The following is a 16,931-nucleotide window of genomic DNA, read 5'->3' on the forward strand; positions in this document are numbered from 1 at the left end:
TCGCCGTTCCTGCTCGGGCTTTCTCACCAAGGTGGTAGCCGTGCAAGAAGCCGTTCCCCCCGCCAGTGATGGCGATCATCTGGACCCGCGTGTCTTCATCCCTGCCGTGTTGGTCATCGTGGCCTTCATCGCTCCGGTCATCCTCTTCCCGGAGGCCAGCACCGCGCTGATCAATGCCGCTTTCTCCTTCGCCACCGGCAAATTCGGCTGGCTGTACCTGGTGGCCGGCCTGAGTGTCGTCGGGTTCCTCATCTGGCTGGCGTTCAGCCGCTACGGCAACGTCCGCCTGGGCGGGGCTGAGGATACACCTGACTTTTCCTATTTCAGCTGGGTGGCGATGATATTCACCTGCGGGATGGGGATCGCGATCGTCAACTGGGCATGGGTCGAGCCGATCTACTACTACACCTCGCCGGCCTACCACGTGGCGGCCAAGAGTCGTGAGGCCGCGGAGTGGGCGCTGGCCTTCGGTCAGTTCCACTGGGGGCTGACGCCGTGGGCCTTCTACTGCCTGCCGGGCCTGCCGATCGCCTACTCCATGTACGTCAAGAAGCGTGATGGCGTGCGTCTGTCCGTCGCCTCACGCGGTGTACTGGGTCGTCATGCGGATGGTGCCTGGGGCGTGTTGCTGGATTCCATCGTCGTGTTCGGGATTGTCGGCGGCGTCGGCACCTCGCTGGGGCTGGCGGTCCCGCTGGTCTCGCAGCTGGTCAGTGGCATCCTTGGCATGGAAGCCAACTTCGGGCTGGAAGTCGCGGTGCTGTGCATCTGGACGGCGATGTTCTCCGCCAGTGTCTGGTTCGGCCTGGCCAAGGGCATCAAGATTCTCTCCGACGTCAACGTGATCCTGGCGATCTTCCTGCTGGCCTTCACCTTCCTCGTCGGTGACTCGCAATTCATGGTCGAAGGCTTCGTCAACAGCCTCGGCAAGACCCTGGGCAACTTCATCCCAATGAGCCTGTGGACCGACCCGGCGGGGGATTCCACCTTCTGGAAGGACTGGACCGTCTTCTACTGGGCCTGGTGGATCGCCTACGCGCCGATGGTTGGCCTGTTCGTGGCGCGCATCTCGCGCGGCCGTACCATCCGTGAGCTGATCATCGCCGAGCTGGTATTCGGCTCGCTGGGCACCTGGGTGTTCTTCGCGGTGTGGGGTGGTTACGCGCTGGACCTGCAGATCAGTGGCGCACTTGACATCAAGGCGCTGCTGGACAGCGGCGGTATCCCGCTGGCGGTGGAAGGTATCCTGCAGACCCTGCCGTTTGCCAAGCTGGTCACGGTGGCCTTCATTCTGCTGTGCTTCATCTTCCTGGCAACCACCCTGGACAGCTCGGCCTACGTGCTGGCTTCGGTCACGTCGCGCAAGCTCTCCGGGTATCAGGAGCCCAAGCGCTCGTTCCGCCTGATCTGGGCCTTCCTGATCGCCGCTGTCGGGGTGGCTCTGATCCAGCTGGGGGGATTGAAGACCGTCCAGACCTCCACCATCGTGGTGGCGCTGCCGATGATTCCGGTGATGCTGATTCTGGGGCTGTCCATGCTGCGCTGGCTCAAGAATGACTTCCCCAAGGAAGAGCTGAACCCAGTACTGGTCATCGATGACATGCCGGCCTTCCAGCGCAAGCCGAAGAAGACGAATCGTCAGGCGTAACCGCGGGATGCGCTGACAGATACGTCGCAAGACTTCACGACAACGGCTCCTCACTCACGGCTCCTCAACATGAGGGGCCGTTGTCGTTTCTGGCGTATGGACATGCCTGACAAGGCGTTGGCAGCGGCGGACAAGGCAGAGAGTGGGGGAGTGGGGTCGCGGTGGGCCTGCGTCCGTGCGGATTGATGGTGGTTGAGGGGCAGCATCGAGTGTGTCGAGCCGCGCGGATTGGATGACAGGACGCAACAATCCTGGCCTGAACGTCTGGCCCTCAGGTCTTGAGTTGGCGATCTCTCGCTGGGCGATTGATGAGGGAGGAGTTTTCATCTGACCTGAAAACCGCATCAGCGCGACACCAGTATCTTGACCTGATCACTCCTTGATGCATCTCACCGAGAACATGCCATTCTTGCCAAGTGCCGCGCGGCGGATCTCGCCCTTGTGCGGATTCCACCAGGAGTAGGCCAATGTTCTGGCAAACGCTTTCGCCGGTGTGGCCTCCGTGCGGGTCCAGAATTCGGTGTATGCCCCCTAGGTGATATACCAACCCTTCCACTTCACGCCCGCCGGTCTGGCAGAAAAGCCGCTGAGATTGATGCGTGCCTGATCGAAGGACGTCAACAGGGAGTCGGGTTGAGCCGCCTTGAGCGTGATGGCGATATCATCATCGCCACGCCAGCCCGTCGAGTCGATTTCCTTTTCTGCAATTCCAATGGTGCGTTCCAGTGTCTTCCAGTCCTCATCCGAGGCGACTCTCCAGCCCGCTGGGCAGAGATTGCGAGCATCATTGACATCGTGCCAGTCGTAAAGACGGCCATACGGCAGAAGGTTGTCGTGATCATCATCAGGAATGAATGCCGTTTTGATGGGCGAGCCATCCTGATAGCGAGTCGTTCTGAGGTTGTCGGCAAGCCAGGTCTGATCGGCGATCTTCACGCTGCGATAGAGATTGCCTTCACTGTCCTGAATCGAGGTCTCCGGCTGGATCAGCTCGTCATAAAGGCTGTTGGCGAACGACAGGTTCGGAATCATCATCAGGAGTCCTGAAAGTACCATTGATGCGTTCATGTAACTCACCTCCCTGAAAGTGGGTGGGAAGGGCGATGGTCGGTTCAAGATCAGATTGACCAGCTGAACCGCGTTGCCTGCTCCGAGACTTGCCACAGTCGGGTCATGACGTTTTTCTCGAGAACGAATGCTCCCAACTCACACTCGCCTACCGGCCCGCCGAAATTCATCAGCCCTGTCGGGCCGTAGTAGGCATGCTGTCTGAGGTTCTCCTCGGTGGCGCACATGACTTCCGGGTAAGCGCCTTTCTCTGCCGTCTGCGCCATCCCTGTCTTCACCATCAGTGCCCAGCTGAGTCGAGTCGCCAGGTTGGCGTCGTCACGAATCAGTGAGGTGTTGGACGCGCCCGGATGGCAGACAAGAACTCTTGCCTGGCGGCCTGCGGCCTCAATCCTGTTCTGCAGTTCATAGGCGAACATCATCTGTGCCAGCTTGCTGTGGCTATAGACCTTGTTTGGGTGATAGTTGTGCTCCCAGTTCATGTCATCGAACTGGATGGTCTTGAGGCCCATCTTGTGGCCTTCACTGGAAACCACGACGATCCGCCCGTGGGAGGCATCGATGCGCTCGAACAGCAGCCCGCACAGCAGGAAATGCCCGTAATGATTCACGCCGAGCTGACTTTCGAAACCATCGACGGTGAGTTGCTGTCGGGAAACCTGAGCGATGGCGCCATTGCAGATGAGGGCATCGATCTGCGGGACCTTCTCCAGTACTTCCGCGGCCGCGCTGCGTACGCAGGCCAGCTCCGCCAGATCCATGCGGATATGGCGGACATTCGCCGCGGGGCCAAACTCCTCTTGCAGCGCCGCGATGGCGATCTCTGATCTGGTCGGGTTGCGATTCAACATCACGACGCTCGCCCCCTTGCTCAGCAATATGCGCGTCGCCTGAAAACCCGCGCCGCTATTGGCGCCGGTGATGACATAGGTCTTGCCGACGAGCGAGCCGATTCTGTCTGGGGTCCAGCCCTTGGGGCCAAAGGGGATATTGCGAGTCATGGTCATGATCCTGATATCAGGTGTGCGGCGGTTGCGCTCTGATCACGTCAAGGGCGCGCAAGACAGCTGCATCTGGCTGTCCGTGCGCGAGCCTTGCGTGTCTTGCGCGGGTTTGCTGTAGAGGCACTATAGGTATCGGGAAAGGTGATATATAGGCGCTTTAGTCGCTAAAACTTGCCTATTTATATCAAAGGGTGAGGGGCGGCATGCGGTATTTTTGAACGGGAGTACTGGTTGGCGCGACACGCAAAGCGAGTCACACCACGAGCAGCCGTATTGTACGCCGGGCATGAAAAACCCCGCCTCGAGGGGCAGGATTTCTCGATGAAGAAGTTCTCGGTGCAGAATTTCAGCGAGCGGGAATTGAGAGAGAAGAATCGACGACGTCTAGTACTGCGCAGCGAGTCTCTGGGAAATCTGCGCCACCAGCCTCGGCAGCTCGCGCGCATGGTGCATGCGCAATGCACCATGCGGCGTTTCATGGCCGTCGTCGTGGTGGGCGAAGTGGATGACCTGCATGCCAGCATCCAATCCTGCCTGTACACCGACGATGGCATCATCGATCACCACGCAATGTGAAGGCGCAAAGCCCATATGCTCAGCGGCGAGCCGATAGATTCGAGGGTCCGGTTTCCACACGCCCAGGGTATAGGCACTGAAGATATGCCCGTCGAAGAAACGCGCCAGCCGCGTAGTGTCCAACGCCAGACGTACCTTGCGTTCGGGCCCATTGGACACCACGCCACAGGGATAGCCCTCAAGTTCCATCAAGGCGGCTGACATGCCGGGCATCGCTGTCAGGCGCGCCTTCATCAACTCTTCCAGCAGCGCTCGCATCTCGCCTTCCATGCGCCGTATGGGCTCTTCTTCCAGAACGCCATGTGCTGCCTCCAGCGTGCGCACGATGCTCATGAAACGCATGCCGCGAAACTCGTTCATATAGCGGTCGCTGGTAAATGGCAGACCATAGCGGGGCAGGGTGCTGGACATGGCTTCGGCGAGGAGGATTTCGCTATCGACCAGGGTGCCATCGGAATCAAACAGCAGGCAGAGTTCAGCCATCGATGCCTCTCGTGGGCGTCAGGAATGTGGGGCCTTCGACCTTAGCAGGTTCTTGCTCGCTGTCACCATCTCACGCGGCAAGTGTTGTCTGATAGGCGTCTGGTAGTGGAAGGAACAGTGATAGGCATATGAGATTTTTGGTATTAATATGAGAATGCTTCTCGATCCTGTTTTTGTTGACAGTGTCAACCATCTGCCAATATAGTTGACTTGTACCAACCATATGGTGAGCGACACATGAGTCAGGCATCACTCAATGATGTGCTGCATCAGCTGATGCATGTCTATCGCAGGCAGCTGCGTCTGGGTATCCAGCGTTACCAGCTTGATCTGCCAGTCACGCATATTCGGGTGCTGAAGGGCATTAACCGTACCTCCGAGTGCACCGCGCACAAGATCGTGCAGCATCTGGGGCAGGACAAGGCGCGCGTGACGCGGGTGCTCAATGAATTGATGACGGCGGGATTGATCGTCAAGTCGAAAAACCCGCAAGACCGTCGCAGCCTGCTTCTCGCCCCCACGGAGGCGGGGCAGAGCATGCTCAAGGAAATTGAAGCTCTGGAAGCTGAGACAGCTCAGCGTATGGCGGGCGACCTCAGCGATGAGGAGGTCGCCGCATTCGTGAAGACGGCATCTGCCATGATTCACAATGCAGGCGAGTATGAAACTCGCGCTGCCGAACAACTTGAAGGCGTTTGCCAGAGGAGTGCGCAAGATGGGTAAGCCCGCGATGCGAGAGCTTGAAGTGATTCGTTCTGCCCAGGTGACGGAGCATATGCTGCGCGTCACCCTGGGCGGGGAGAATATCGACTCCATCCCCGAGGGGCAGGAGAGCGCCTATATCAAACTGGTGTTTCCGCGTGGGGAAGGCGAGCGCCCGATGATGCGCACCTATACCATTCGTCATCAGCGTGCGACCGAGATCGATGTCGATTTCGCACTTCACGATCATGCCGGTCCGGCATCTTCCTGGGCCGCCAATGCGCAGCCGGGGGATCGAATCACTATCGGCGGCCCCGGCCCGACGAAGCTGATCAATATGGAGGCCGACGGGTTCCTGCTGGCGGGTGACATGACGGCCTTGCCGGCGATCAGCGTCAATCTAGCCGAGCTACCGGCTGATGCGTGCGGTCACGCCGTCATCGAGGTGATCAGCGAGGCCGATATCCAGACGCTGGAGCACCCGCCGGGGATCGAGTTGCATTGGCTGGTCAATCCGCAGCCTGACCCGGAAGGGCGGCCGCTGCTGGAGAAAGTTGCCGCACTGCCCCGACAGGAAGGTCAGATCTCTGTCTGGGCGGCCTGTGAATTCGGCAGCATGCGAGCGCTACGTGCTCACCTCAAGCAGGCCTACGAGATTCCCAAGTCCCACTTCTATGTCTCCAGCTACTGGAAGATCGGGCAGTCAGAAGATGGCCACAAGCTGGCCAAACAGCAGGATGCCGAGGCGGAAGAGGCGAACTGAAGTCTGTTCCCTCAAATGCGATATTACCGAGTCCCAGATAGGAAAATGCCCCACAGGCCTGGCCTGTGGGGCATTTTTCCGTCAGCTGATCGCGAGCTGTTCGTGAAGCCAGGGACTGGGTCAGAAGCTGTAGCTGGCACCCAGGCGGATGTCGCGGCCCGGCTCCAGCATGCTGTCACCGCTGCTGAGCAGGAAGCTGCTGTGATCGCTGTAGCGCTTGTCGAATACGTTGTTGACCGCCAGTGTCAGCGTCAGGTCCTGATAGGAGGCGGGTGTCCACTGGGCGCGGATGTCGTGCGTCACGTAGCCCGGCTTCTCCTCGTCGCCTTCAGCCACACGCTCCAGACGTTCTACCGCGTTCAGGGTATAGCCCAGGGTGACGTTGTGGTTCGGCAGGCGATACTGGTGATCCCAGGTCCACTTGTCGCCGGTGGAAGCACCGATGTTCATCTCGTCGCCCAGCGGGTTGCCTTCATTGTTCTTCATCACGACCTTGGCGTAGCCCAGGCGAGTGTCGTAGCCGCCCACGCCCCAGTTCAGGCTGGCTTCATAGCCACGGCTCTCGACTTCGCCATCCAGGTTGTAGAGCAGCGCCGGATCACTGCGGCGATCATAGGCCTGATAGTTCTCGATATCGGTATGGAAGCCGGTCAGCGCGAAGCCGAGACGATCTCCCTCCATCAAGGCATCTTTCTGATGCCAATCCAGACCGATTTCGCGCTGACGTGCCTTCTCCGGCTCAAGCCCCTGTGCGATGGCGACTTCATCGCCGATCAGGATCACTTCCCGCGCCTTGGCGCCACGAATGGCCTCGCCGTAGCCCGCATGCAGGGTGAGGTTGTCAGTCGCATCGACACTCAGAATCGCGTTGGGAGATACCTCGCTGCCACTGACGCTGCCGGCCTCGCCGTAATCACTGTCGTAATCATCCAAGCGTGCACCGACGGACAGGGCCCACGGACCCAGTGTCATACGATTCTGGGCGTAGACCCCCAGGTTGCGTGACGTGTCTTCGTTGTTGGGGCCGGAGCTGCCGGCATCATCGGAACGACGGGTGTCCTGATCGTAGAAGTCCACACCAGTGGTCAGAGCATGTGCCACATCACCCGTCTTGAGACGGAAGGTGTTACGCACATCCGCGCCGAATTCGCTGGAGCGGCTGGTGCTGCCCGCCTCGACACGATCCAGTTCCTGAGTGGTGTGGTAGAGGGTGGTCTTGGTGTCGATCAGATCATTGCCCGGGTGCCAAGCATGATTGATGGTGAAGGTCTCACGCTCCATTTCCTGGTAGGTCGGCTGTTGACTGCTGAAGCTCGGCATGTGCGGACGCGTGAAATAGGTGCCTTGATCGGTGGTGCGCTCGGCACTGATGCGCAGGTCCTGATCATTGACGTCCAGCAATGACATCTTGAGCAGGTAGCCACGCTGCTGGCCTGCGGTCTGTTCCTGCTCACCGCCACCGCCAACTTCATAGTCATCGCTGTTGCGGCCGCTGACGTATCCCATCAGGCCGAGATTCTCCCCCAGACGACCATAGAACGCCGTGGTGCCGGAGGTGGCATCCGCCGCACTTTCGGTGCCGACGGAGACGCGTGCGCCAAGGTCCTGGCCGGGCTTGAGCAGGTCCTGCGCGTCCTTGGTCTCGAAGCGGAGGCTGCCGCCAAGCGCGCCGGGGCCGTCATCGGCGGTCGCGGGGCCTTTATCGACTTCCGCCTGCTTGAGCAGCGCCGGATCAATGGTCAATCGGCCGGTATGGTGGAAGAGGTAGCCGCCCTGACGCGCGCCATCGATGGTGACGTTCAGGTTGGTGTCTTCCAGACCGCGTACATAGACCTTCTGACCAATGGCGATGCCGCCGCCGACACTGACGCCCGGTTCGGCGCGGAACAGGTCTTCCAGATCGCCTGCCTGGCGCTGATCGATCTCTTCAGCGCTGATCACGACATTCTGTTCAAGACGGTCTTCGCTGATGACGAGGGTGGACATGTCGTCGGCCGAGGCGTGGCCCGAGAGGCTCAGGGTCAATGTGCTGGCGGAGAGGACGGCTGCGGTAAGCGGATGGAGACGAAGATGCACGTGGATTCCCTTGCATGAATAGTTATATATTGCGGCTGGCAATGCTAATCGTTCTCAATATTGAATTGCAAGATTCTTGCACAGTCTTTGCCTGAAAGGTTTGCTGGAGCCGTCTCGGGGGGAAGAGTCGCGATTGAGTTGCTCGCGCAAAGCACTGCCACGTGCAGGCCGAATAGGGTGGTTGGTCAAGGGAAGCTGGATAAGGGGGAAGGATAAGGGTGGCTGGACTCGGTGCACTCTTGGTCGTGCTCGGTTATCTTGGCCAGCATCTTCCTCCCTTTAGGACCACCGTCACGTGAGGCATCAGAGTGGATCAAGCAGAAGCGCTGTACGAAGCCGTCAATCAGCTCATTCGTGTCCATCAGTTTCGTGACAGGGAAAGCATCTGTCACCACAACGTCTCCGTCGCTCAATGCTATGCGCTGGAGACGCTGGTCAAGCGTGGTTCGCTGAGGCTGCAGGCGCTGGCGGACGAGATGTACCTCGACAAGAGCACGACCAGCCGGGTCGCCGACTCGCTGATCCGCAAGCATTATGTGCGTAAGATCGAAGACCCCAGCGACCGGCGTGCTGTTGAGCTCTCGCTGACCCCAGAGGGCAGGGCGCTGTACCAGCAGATTCACGCCGAGCTGGTCGCGGAAGAGGCCTCCATGATCGAAGGCCTGTCGCCGGAGGTCGTGGAGGGGGCAGTGGCGTTGCTCAATAAGCTGACCCTTGCCGCGCGGCAGCATCCCGAGACGCTGGATGATGCCGGGCGCGAGACGTTGATCCGCACCATCATCGCGGGGTTGCCGGGGGCGGAAGAAGGCTACACGCTGGCCCAGTTCCGAGCGGCGCTTGCGGCCTATGACGGTATCGATGCCGCGCGCCTGCGCCAGCATCTGGCCACCTTCTTCAAGGCCATCGTGCCGGTGGCGGAAGAGGTCGGCATTCGTCTGGCCATTAACCCTGATGATCCGCCGCGGCCGATGTTCGGGTTGCCGCGCGTGGTCTCGAGCATGGTCGATGCTGACTGGCTGCTGGGCGTCGTGCCTAGTCCCGCCAATGGCCTGACGTTCTGCACCGGCTCCTACGGGGCCAATCTGGAGATCGACCTGAGCATCATGGCGCGGCGCTTCGCCCCTCACATCCACTTTGCCCATCTGCGGGCCACCGGGCGTGACAGTGAAGACAAGCGCTCCTTCCATGAGGCTGAGCATCTCGAGGGCGACCTGGACATGGTAGACATCATCAGCGTGCTGGTCGCGGAGGAGCGCCGTCGCCTGGTATCGGGCGGAGCTCCCCTGCCGATGCGCCCGGACCATGGCCACCACATCTTGGACGATGCACGCCGCGAGACCCGTCCCGGCTATCCTCTCTATGGCCGCATGAAGGGGCTGGCGGAAATCCGTGGCCTCGAAATGGCGGTCCAAAGACTGGCCTGACCGCGTCGCCTGATGGCGGGTACGCATACCAACGCAACACAAACACGAACGGCCACCCGCGGTCTTGAGATCGGGGTGGCCGTTCGTGTTTGCTGCAGGTCGGGATGTCTGCTGCTTCTGGTCTCAGAGCTCAGAGCCAAGAGTTCAGACGACCTCAGGTTTCAGTCCTCGACGATGTCGAAATCACCATTGGTGCGCACGTAGAGCAGGGCCTCGCCGTCAGCGCCGGTAGTGATGACATGGGTGATCTCGCCCTGAGAGCCGAAGTGGCTGCCGGTCGCCAGACTCTGGCTATCGTCCTTGCCTTCGGTCTCGTGGGTAAGGTCGCCCTTGATGACCACGGCGCGGAATTCGTCGGCGTGGCTTTCGATCTCGCCGGAGAAGTCGGCCGGCAGTTTCACCAGGCGGCCGCTTAGCTGGCCGACCTCCGGGTTGCCCCACAGGAAGGCGGTCTTCGGGCCTTGCTCGGCGTCGTCGCTGCCCGGCAGGTTGATCCAGCGGATGTCATTGGCATCAAGCCACACCATGTTGTTCTCTGCGACATTCAGCGGCTCTTCATCGTTGTGGAAGGCCTCGGATTCCGGCTTTACCAGGTAGGGCCCTTCATTGATCTCGATGTAGGCCATGTTGACCTTGTCTCTGGCCGCGGTGATGTGCGATTCCCCTGCCGGCTGGATCCAGAACGAGCCTGCGGGCAGCCACTGCTCATCGGCGTTCTTGTCATCGTTGTGGACCTCGCCCTGGATGACCACGCCACGGTAGGTGATGTTGTGGATGTGGGGCGGTGAGGAGAAGCCTTCGTTGAACTTCACCAGGAAGCCCGAAGCGCCATCCTTGGTGCGATCACCCCACAGGTCGCCGGCGGCGGGACTTTTGTCACCGCGCAGCGGGTTCAGGTAGCCCCAGTCGACGTCAGACTGCTGGACGACTTCACTGGTTGGTGTGAGCGTGGCGTGGTCATCGGCGTGGGCGGTCATGCTGGCGAAGGCGACCGAGAGGCCGAGAAGAGCAAGGGAAAAGGGGCGTTTCATGAGAATTGCCTGCCTGTCTGAACATGGAAAAGAAAAATGAATCGCCAGTGTGCTGACGATTGACGCCGTAAATCCTGTAGTGGGCAGGTGCCCGAATATAGCGGCATATGGATGAAAGACTTTCAATAAAAACACGATAATCGTGAGTTCATCTTTGGCATGTTACCGGCGACATTTCCCGAGGGACGTCACGATACGCGTAGCAGTTCTTGCCGTGAAGCGAGAAATTTTCTTGACGAACCACGACGTTGGCGTACTTTCAGGGCGGTTTCATGCAGGCACTACGTTGAGGCCGGCGGGGTGAAGTGGGCAGGGATGAGCCGCGAGGAGAAGACAGGCGTTGCGTCTGGGCAAGAAAAGGAGAACTCCGGACATTCCTCAAACAGTTTTCAGAATGTCCGGATAATGCAGTGGATCAGACGAAATCGGGGGCGATCAGGCGCGGAATGGTCAACACGAACTCCGGGAACAGGATCATCATCAGAATCACGGCCAACATCACGCCCAGGTACAGCAGGGTGGTCGCCATGGCCTTGAGCAGGGGGATGCCGCCGATCTTGGCGGAGATCATCATGCATAGGCCGTAGGGCGGTGTGATCAGGCCCAGGCCCATCGCCATGACGCCGATGACACCGAACTGCACGGGGTGCACGCCTGCCGACATCGCCAACGGATAGAAGATGGGCGCCATGATCGCCATCGCGGGCAGGGCATCCATGAAGGTACCGATCACCAGCAGCACGATGGTCATCACGATCAACAGCACCGTCGGGTCTGTGATGCTGACGCCTGCCATCAGCTTGGGCGGAATCTGATAGAAGCTGATCAGATACCCGAAGATGGCCGCGCCCACCAGGCTGAACAGCGACAGCGAGCACAGCCTGACGGTGTCGGTGGAGGCATTGAGCAGCTTGGTGAGATCCAGCTCGCGATAAATCACGAAGCCCAGAACCAGCGCGTAGACCACCGCGATCACCGCGGCCTCGGTGGGGCTCCGGCAGCTTCGTCATCAATCGACCCGACAGCGCCGTGCTCGAATTCGCACGTATCTCCAGCATCGCCGACATCCAGCGTTGCTTCGAGTTTCGCACCAATGTCGAGGCCAGTGCGGCGGGGCTTGCCGCACAGCGACGCACCCCGGAACAGCTGGAGCAGATCCGCCAGCGTTTCGAGGCCATCAACCAGGCCAATCTCAATCATGACCGGGCCTCGGATGAAGACTTCGAGTTCCATCTGGCGATCACCGAGGCGGCCAGCAATCATTACTACGCCACCGTGCTGCGTTCGCTGAATCAGAGCATCAAGGAAGGCATGAATCTGACGCGCGGCCTGTCACTGCGCGCCTCCGAGGAGCGCCTGCGCATCGTCCAGGACGAGCATCAGGCAATCATCGATGCGATTGCCGACAAGGACGCCACGGCGGCCGAAAACGCGATGCGGGCGCATCTCGAAGGCGCGCGCCGACGCATGTTCGAAGGCGTTCATGCGCCCTGATGAATACCCGTCAGGTGTTACACCCTCAACGACAAGGCCCCTGATCGTCACCGATCAGGGGCCTTGTCGTTGAGGGTGACTGACATGACAACTTGCAGACTGAACCTGCAACGTCACATCTTGCTGTTTCCTTTCAATTACCTCAGGCGATCTCGATCTGATATCGGAACTCGCTGGCGATACCGTAGGAGCGCCTCAGCTCCAACGGAGTGCCATCAAAGCCACTGGCGATGCGGTCGATCACCACGACTGGTGTCTCGAGAGTTACACCTAGCAACTCAGAGGTAGACGCGTCTGCCACGCCGATGGAGAGTGTTTCCCGCGCATGGGCGACCAGCTGCCCACATAGTGTTTCGTAGGTCGGGTAGAGCAGGTCACCCAGTGCATCCTTCGGGGTCTCGAGCAGTGCGGCAAAGCGCTTCTGAGGGAGCCAGATTCGCTCATGGAACAGCGGTTTTCCCTCCAGGCGGCGTAGACGCTCCAAGTGGATGACTCCTGCTCTGGCTCCAAGGTTCAGTGCCTGCCTGACATGCTGGCTGGCAGGCTCGCTCTCCAATGACAGGATATCGCTCTCCGGAATCCGGGTAATGCCCTGTGAGTCGACCTGACGGAAGAAGCGCGACAACGAATGCGTGAATTCCGGGCGGCGAACGAAGGTACCGCGTCCTTGCTGGCGCTCCAGGATACCGTCCTGCACCAGTGTCTCGATGGCCTTGCGAACCGTGCCGATCGCGACTTCATACTCTCGCGTCATCTCGGCTTCGGTCGGGATGGGGGTGCCCGGCACCCAATGCCCCTCGGCGATCTGCAGAAGGAATTCATCGCGAAGGCGCTGGTAAAGCGGTAGTCGGCTGTCCGTTCCAGTGATCCTCCGAACTGACCGTGCTTGCGGCATGCATTACTCCTTTGGTCATGGGTCTCTGCTATCAGCGTAAGTTTTACGCTAACCTGTCACTCGAAATACATATATATGTTTGCATGAATTTCGGGCGGTATGGCCTGATATTCGGGCTTCCTGACATACACACCGATAGTGAGTGACCCTGATGACTGTAGATTTCCTGACTTCCTGTCGTGGCGTTGATTGCCACGCCCACGTCTTTCTTCATGACCTCCCCATGGTGGAAGGTCGTCGCTATTGCCCTGAGTATGATGCCACGGTCGACGCATATCTGGCGCAGCTGGATTCGCAGGGGCTGTCACATGGCTTGCTAGTCCAGCCAAGCTTTCTGGGCACCGACAATCGTTTCCTGCTGCAGGCGCTTGCCGCATCTCCTGAGCGCCTCAAGGGCGTAGTAGTGGTCGACAGTGCCATCTCCATGGCGGAGCTGGATCGCATGGAAGCGGAGGGCGTGGTCGGCATTCGCCTCAATCTGATCGGTGCGACACCGGCGGACTATCTAGGGGAGGAATGGCTGTCGCTCTATCGTGAGCTGGCGCGCCGCCGATGGCATGTAGAAATCCAGCGCAGCGTGGCCGATCTCGCCGACTTTCTGCCGAGCTTGATCGAGACCGGCGTGACACTGGTGATCGACCACTTCGGCCTGCCGAAGGAGGGCGAGCTGGTCCCGACACTTCCTGAGCATCAGCGTTTTCTGACACTGCTGAGCTCTCCGCAGCTGTGGGTCAAGGTCTCCGCACCGTATCGCTCGGACGCAACGCTTGAGCAGTCACGACGTTCGCTCGCCGTGTTGCGCCAGGCCATGGGCAATGACCAGCGGCTGATCTGGGGCAGCGACTGGCCGCACACCCGTTTCGAACACGTGGCCGATCATGCAGCCCAGACCCGGCGCATACGCGAGCTGTTGCTGAGCCCGGAGCTGATCGAACAGGTAATGATCCACAACCCGCGTCGTTTGCTGCAGCTGTAACTTCATTGTCCTGCCACATCTGCCCTGTCCCCACATAACAAGAGTGTTCGCCATGTCGAGTCTTGTCGTCATACTGGCCATCGTGGTCTCGATCGTCCTGGGCTATCGCTTGCGCCTGAATATCGGTCTGTTCGCCATTGCCTTCTCCTATCTGATTGGCTGCTTCTGGCTTGGAATGTCGCCCAACGAGGTGATCGGCCTATGGCCGCTGAAGATCTTCTTCATCATCTTCTCGGTCTGTCTGTTCTATAACTTCGCCATCGTCAACGGCACGCTTGAGAAGCTGGCGGAACATCTGCTGTACCGCTGTCGCAATGTGCCAGCCTTGTTGCCGTTTGCCATCTTCTTTTCGTCGGTGATCATCTCGGCGTTGGGTGCAGGCTACTACACGGTACTGGCCTTCATGGCGCCCATCACACTGCTGTTGTGTGACAAGACTCGCCTGTCGCTGATCGTCGGTGCCATGGCGGTCAACTACGGCGCGTTGGCGGGGGCCAACTTCGTTTCCAGTCAGAGTGGCATCATCTTTCAAGGTTTGATGACCGGTGCCGGTATCTCGTCCGGTGATGCCTTCCATTACAGTTTCGGCATCTTCCTGGCGACCATGGTCGTGCCCATCGTGGTGCTGGGACTGCTGGTGCTGTTCTCGCTGCGAGGGAGTCAGGGCGGTGTACAGATTTCCGATGCCGCCCAGCCCTCACCGATGAATCGTGAGCAGCGACTGACATTGCGTCTGACGTTGCTGTTGATGGTCACTGTATTGGCACCGCCGATCGCCGCGATGATCCTGCCGGATAATGCGTTGGTGGCCTACGTGAATGACCGTATCAACATCGGCCTGATCGCCAGCGTGTTCTCGGTGATCGCGCTGCTGATGAAGCTGGGAGATGAGCGCAAGGCGATCGCCTCGCTGCCGTGGGGCACCATCATCATGATCTGTGGCGTCGGCATGCTGATCTCGATTGCCATCAAGGTCGGCACGATCGATCTTCTGGCTTCCTGGGTGAGCGGCAATATCCCGGTCTACGCGGTGCCGATCGTATTTGGAGTGATCTCAGCGATCATGTCGCTTTTCGCCAGCACTTTGGGAGTGGTGACGCCTGCGCTGTTCCCTGTCGTGCCGGCGTTGGCCACCCAGCTGGGAATTGACCCGATGATCCTGTTTGTCGCCATTGTCATCGGTGCTCAGTCCACCGCTATCTCGCCATTCTCTTCCGGCGGTAGCCTGATTCTGGGTTCATGCCCCAGTGAAGAGCGTCGCAATGACCTGTTGCCCAAGCTGCTGTTCAAGGCAGCGCCGTTGGGCTTCGGGGCTGCGCTGATCTTCAATTTCCTGTTCGCTTTCGTGTATTGAGGAAGGGAAATTTTCTCTTCACCTTCTGTAAGCAGAAGCTCTGACGCAAGAAGCCCCTGACAGGTTCGCCTGTCAGGGGCTTTCGTCTTCAGGGGCTTTCGTCTTCAGGGGCAAGGGTGTCGTCCTGCTTGCTCAGGGCAGCGGGATCATTGGCAGAACCTGGCGGGCGACAGGCTGCGCGCGTATTCCGGCAGGGGCTCGTGCGCCACTGTGCGTGCCACCAGATCGCCCGTCTCGTCCGAGAGTGTCAGGCCCAGGTGGCCGTGCCCGTAGGCGAGTAGCAGGCCGGGGCAGCCGGGCATTTCGCCCACTACCGGCAGGCCATCAGGGGTGGAGTGGCGCACGCCCATCCAGTGGCTGGCGACGTCCAGCGGCTGACCGAAGAGTGTCTCGCCCCATTGCTTCAGGGCTTGCCAGCGTTGTGACGATGCGGGACGCGAGGGCGCGCAGAATTCGGTGGTGCCCGCCAGGCGTATCCCTTCGGCCATGGGCGAGGCGTAGAAGTGATGCGCCAGCCAACCCACCGGGCGTGAGAGTGGCAGTGAGGTGGCGAGTTCGATGTGATAGCCGCGCTCGCTGACCACCGGCAGTCGCTTGCCGAGCCCCGTCAGCAGCGTATTGCTCGCGATGCCGGCGCAGATCACCACATGCGAGGCCTCCTGCGAGGTGGCGGCGGTGTTGATGCGCCAACCACCACTGGAAAGCGGCGTGAGGGTGTCAACCTGCTGCGCCGTCCACTCCAGGCCGCCTTCTTTCAGCTGTGCGTAGAGTTGGCGACTGAGTGACAGTGGGCTGGTGAGGTGGCGGGTGTCAGGATAGTAGAGGCCGCCTGCCAGTCCCTTCGAGTTGAGCGACGGTTCCAGATCTCGCAGCTGGTTTGCGCTCAGTGCCTGACATTCGACCCCGTCATGTCGCTTCGCTCGGGCCATCGTCTCCAGCGCTGCCGGGGTGATGGCGGTGTCGCGTTGGATCTGTAGGCAGCCGTGCTGCTGGAAAAGTGGTGCGGATGTGTGGGCCTGAAGATCATCGATCAGGGCATGCTGTCGCTCGACGGCATTGGCCAGCAGGGCGATCAGATCTGACTTGTGGCGCTGGAAATTGGTGGGCGTTGCCGCCTTGAGGAAGCGCCAGCCGAAGTCCGCTAGGGCAGGGGTGTGGCGCAGGGCGATGCCAAGGGAGGGCTGCCTGCTCAGCAGCTGGCCCGGCAGTTGGCGCAGGGTATCGCCGTTGGCCATCGGCGAGGTGGCGTAGTTGGCGATCAGACCCGCGTTGCCGAAGGAAGTGCCTTCGCCGACGGGCTTCGGGTCATACAAATGAACGTGATAGCCACGTGCCTGCAAGGCGCGGCAGGTCGCGAGGCCAATGATGCCGGCGCCAATGACGGCAATGCTGGCGTGACTCGCCGCTTCGGCGGCAGGGGATTGCGGGGTCATCGCG

At 60.1% G+C, this 16,931-nt stretch carries 15 protein-coding genes; 7 read left to right on the plus strand and 8 right to left on the minus strand.

Going from position 1 to position 16,931, the window contains the following annotated elements; translation table 11 throughout:
- The first annotated feature begins 40 nt into the window (after positions 1–40).
- Positions 41–1,648, plus strand: coding sequence for a BCCT family transporter (locus MKZ40_RS13220; protein WP_175090406.1), 1,608 nt, complete (start codon positions 41–43; stop codon positions 1,646–1,648).
- Positions 1,649–2,179: 531 nt separating this feature from the next.
- Here the strand turns inward: MKZ40_RS13220 and MKZ40_RS13225 are convergent.
- The 3 genes from MKZ40_RS13225 to MKZ40_RS13235 form a co-directional block, all read right to left on the minus strand.
- The gene (locus tag MKZ40_RS13225; RefSeq protein ID WP_217485937.1) at positions 2,180–2,812 is read right to left on the minus strand and encodes a fibrobacter succinogenes major paralogous domain-containing protein; all 633 of its coding nucleotides are present in this window, start codon (positions 2,810–2,812) and stop codon (positions 2,180–2,182) included.
- A complete protein-coding gene (locus MKZ40_RS13230; protein ID WP_254627177.1) occupies positions 2,767–3,723 on the minus strand; it encodes an SDR family oxidoreductase in 957 nt (318 codons plus the stop codon). Before MKZ40_RS13230 ends, MKZ40_RS13225 begins: the two co-directional genes overlap by 46 nt.
- A 381-nt stretch (positions 3,724–4,104) precedes the next feature.
- The gene (locus tag MKZ40_RS13235; RefSeq protein ID WP_175090405.1) at positions 4,105–4,779 is read right to left on the minus strand and encodes an HAD-IA family hydrolase; all 675 of its coding nucleotides are present in this window, start codon (positions 4,777–4,779) and stop codon (positions 4,105–4,107) included.
- 276 nt (positions 4,780–5,055) lie between these two features.
- Between MKZ40_RS13235 and MKZ40_RS13240 the strand changes: the two genes are divergently transcribed.
- Positions 5,056–5,502 (plus strand): MarR family transcriptional regulator, encoded by a 447-nt coding sequence (locus MKZ40_RS13240; RefSeq protein ID WP_175090404.1) that lies wholly within the window; start codon positions 5,056–5,058, stop codon positions 5,500–5,502.
- On the plus strand, positions 5,495–6,244 hold the full coding sequence (locus tag MKZ40_RS13245) for a siderophore-interacting protein (RefSeq protein ID WP_175090403.1): 750 nt from the start codon (positions 5,495–5,497) through the stop codon (positions 6,242–6,244). Before MKZ40_RS13240 ends, MKZ40_RS13245 begins: the two co-directional genes overlap by 8 nt.
- A 120-nt stretch (positions 6,245–6,364) precedes the next feature.
- Here the strand turns inward: MKZ40_RS13245 and MKZ40_RS13250 are convergent, their stop codons facing one another.
- Positions 6,365–8,320, minus strand: coding sequence for a TonB-dependent receptor (locus MKZ40_RS13250; protein ID WP_175090402.1), 1,956 nt, complete (start codon positions 8,318–8,320; stop codon positions 6,365–6,367).
- 308 nt (positions 8,321–8,628) lie between these two features.
- Here MKZ40_RS13250 and uxuA point away from each other — a divergent pair, with 308 nt between their 5' ends.
- Positions 8,629–9,744, plus strand: a complete 1,116-nt coding sequence (gene uxuA / locus MKZ40_RS13255; protein WP_217485936.1) for a mannonate dehydratase — start codon at positions 8,629–8,631, stop codon at positions 9,742–9,744.
- A 161-nt stretch (positions 9,745–9,905) separates the two neighbouring features.
- Here uxuA and MKZ40_RS13260 read toward each other — a convergent pair whose 3' ends face one another.
- Together MKZ40_RS13260 and MKZ40_RS13265 are read right to left on the minus strand one after the other, a co-directional pair.
- On the minus strand, positions 9,906–10,775 hold the full coding sequence (locus MKZ40_RS13260; protein ID WP_175090401.1) for a DUF4437 domain-containing protein: 870 nt from the start codon (positions 10,773–10,775) through the stop codon (positions 9,906–9,908).
- 415 nt (positions 10,776–11,190) lie between these two features.
- Positions 11,191–11,751: a TRAP transporter large permease subunit gene (locus MKZ40_RS13265; RefSeq protein WP_282627923.1), complete on the minus strand. Its 561-nt coding sequence runs from the start codon at positions 11,749–11,751 to the stop codon at positions 11,191–11,193.
- Between the two features lie 53 nt (positions 11,752–11,804).
- On the opposite strand from MKZ40_RS13265, the gene MKZ40_RS13270 reads away from it, so the two are divergent.
- Positions 11,805–12,269, plus strand: coding sequence for an FCD domain-containing protein (locus MKZ40_RS13270; RefSeq protein ID WP_282627924.1), 465 nt, complete (start codon positions 11,805–11,807; stop codon positions 12,267–12,269).
- A 142-nt stretch (positions 12,270–12,411) separates the two neighbouring features.
- Here the strand turns inward: MKZ40_RS13270 and MKZ40_RS13275 are convergent, their stop codons facing one another.
- A complete protein-coding gene (locus MKZ40_RS13275) occupies positions 12,412–13,164 on the minus strand; it encodes a GntR family transcriptional regulator (RefSeq protein ID WP_175090400.1) in 753 nt (250 codons plus the stop codon).
- A gap of 151 nt (positions 13,165–13,315) precedes the next feature.
- Between MKZ40_RS13275 and MKZ40_RS13280 the strand changes: the two genes are divergently transcribed.
- Entirely contained in the window at positions 13,316–14,140 is an 825-nt protein-coding gene (locus MKZ40_RS13280) for an amidohydrolase family protein (protein ID WP_175090399.1), read from the plus strand.
- 52 nt (positions 14,141–14,192) lie between these two features.
- Positions 14,193–15,494, plus strand: coding sequence for an SLC13 family permease (locus MKZ40_RS13285; RefSeq protein ID WP_175090398.1), 1,302 nt, complete (start codon positions 14,193–14,195; stop codon positions 15,492–15,494).
- 146 nt (positions 15,495–15,640) lie between these two features.
- Here MKZ40_RS13285 and MKZ40_RS13290 read toward each other — a convergent pair whose 3' ends face one another.
- Positions 15,641–16,927: an FAD-dependent oxidoreductase gene (locus tag MKZ40_RS13290; RefSeq protein ID WP_175090397.1), complete on the minus strand. Its 1,287-nt coding sequence runs from the start codon at positions 16,925–16,927 to the stop codon at positions 15,641–15,643.
- Between the last annotated feature and the right edge of the window lie 4 nt (positions 16,928–16,931).

The organism is Cobetia sp. BMC6, from assembly GCF_029991385.1.
GTDB lineage: Bacteria > Pseudomonadota > Gammaproteobacteria > Pseudomonadales > Halomonadaceae > Cobetia.

Bases quoted from the DNA above. Each gene is read 5' to 3' on its own strand.
- MKZ40_RS13280 (WP_175090399.1), top strand. From the start codon at position 13,316: ATGACTGTAGATTTCCTGACTTCCTGTCGTGGCGTTGATTGCCACGCC.
- MKZ40_RS13245 (WP_175090403.1), top strand. From the start codon at position 5,495: ATGGGTAAGCCCGCGATGCGAGAGCTTGAAGTGATTCGTTCTGCCCAG.
- MKZ40_RS13285 (WP_175090398.1), top strand. From the start codon at position 14,193: ATGTCGAGTCTTGTCGTCATACTGGCCATCGTGGTCTCGATCGTCCTG.
- MKZ40_RS13260 (WP_175090401.1), bottom strand. From the start codon at position 10,775: ATGAAACGCCCCTTTTCCCTTGCTCTTCTCGGCCTCTCGGTCGCCTTC.
- MKZ40_RS13240 (WP_175090404.1), top strand. From the start codon at position 5,056: ATGCATGTCTATCGCAGGCAGCTGCGTCTGGGTATCCAGCGTTACCAG.
- MKZ40_RS13290 (WP_175090397.1), bottom strand. From the start codon at position 16,927: ATGACCCCGCAATCCCCTGCCGCCGAAGCGGCGAGTCACGCCAGCATT.
- MKZ40_RS13230 (WP_254627177.1), bottom strand. From the start codon at position 3,723: ATGACCATGACTCGCAATATCCCCTTTGGCCCCAAGGGCTGGACCCCA.
- MKZ40_RS13275 (WP_175090400.1), bottom strand. From the start codon at position 13,164: ATGCCGCAAGCACGGTCAGTTCGGAGGATCACTGGAACGGACAGCCGA.
- MKZ40_RS13235 (WP_175090405.1), bottom strand. From the start codon at position 4,779: ATGGCTGAACTCTGCCTGCTGTTTGATTCCGATGGCACCCTGGTCGAT.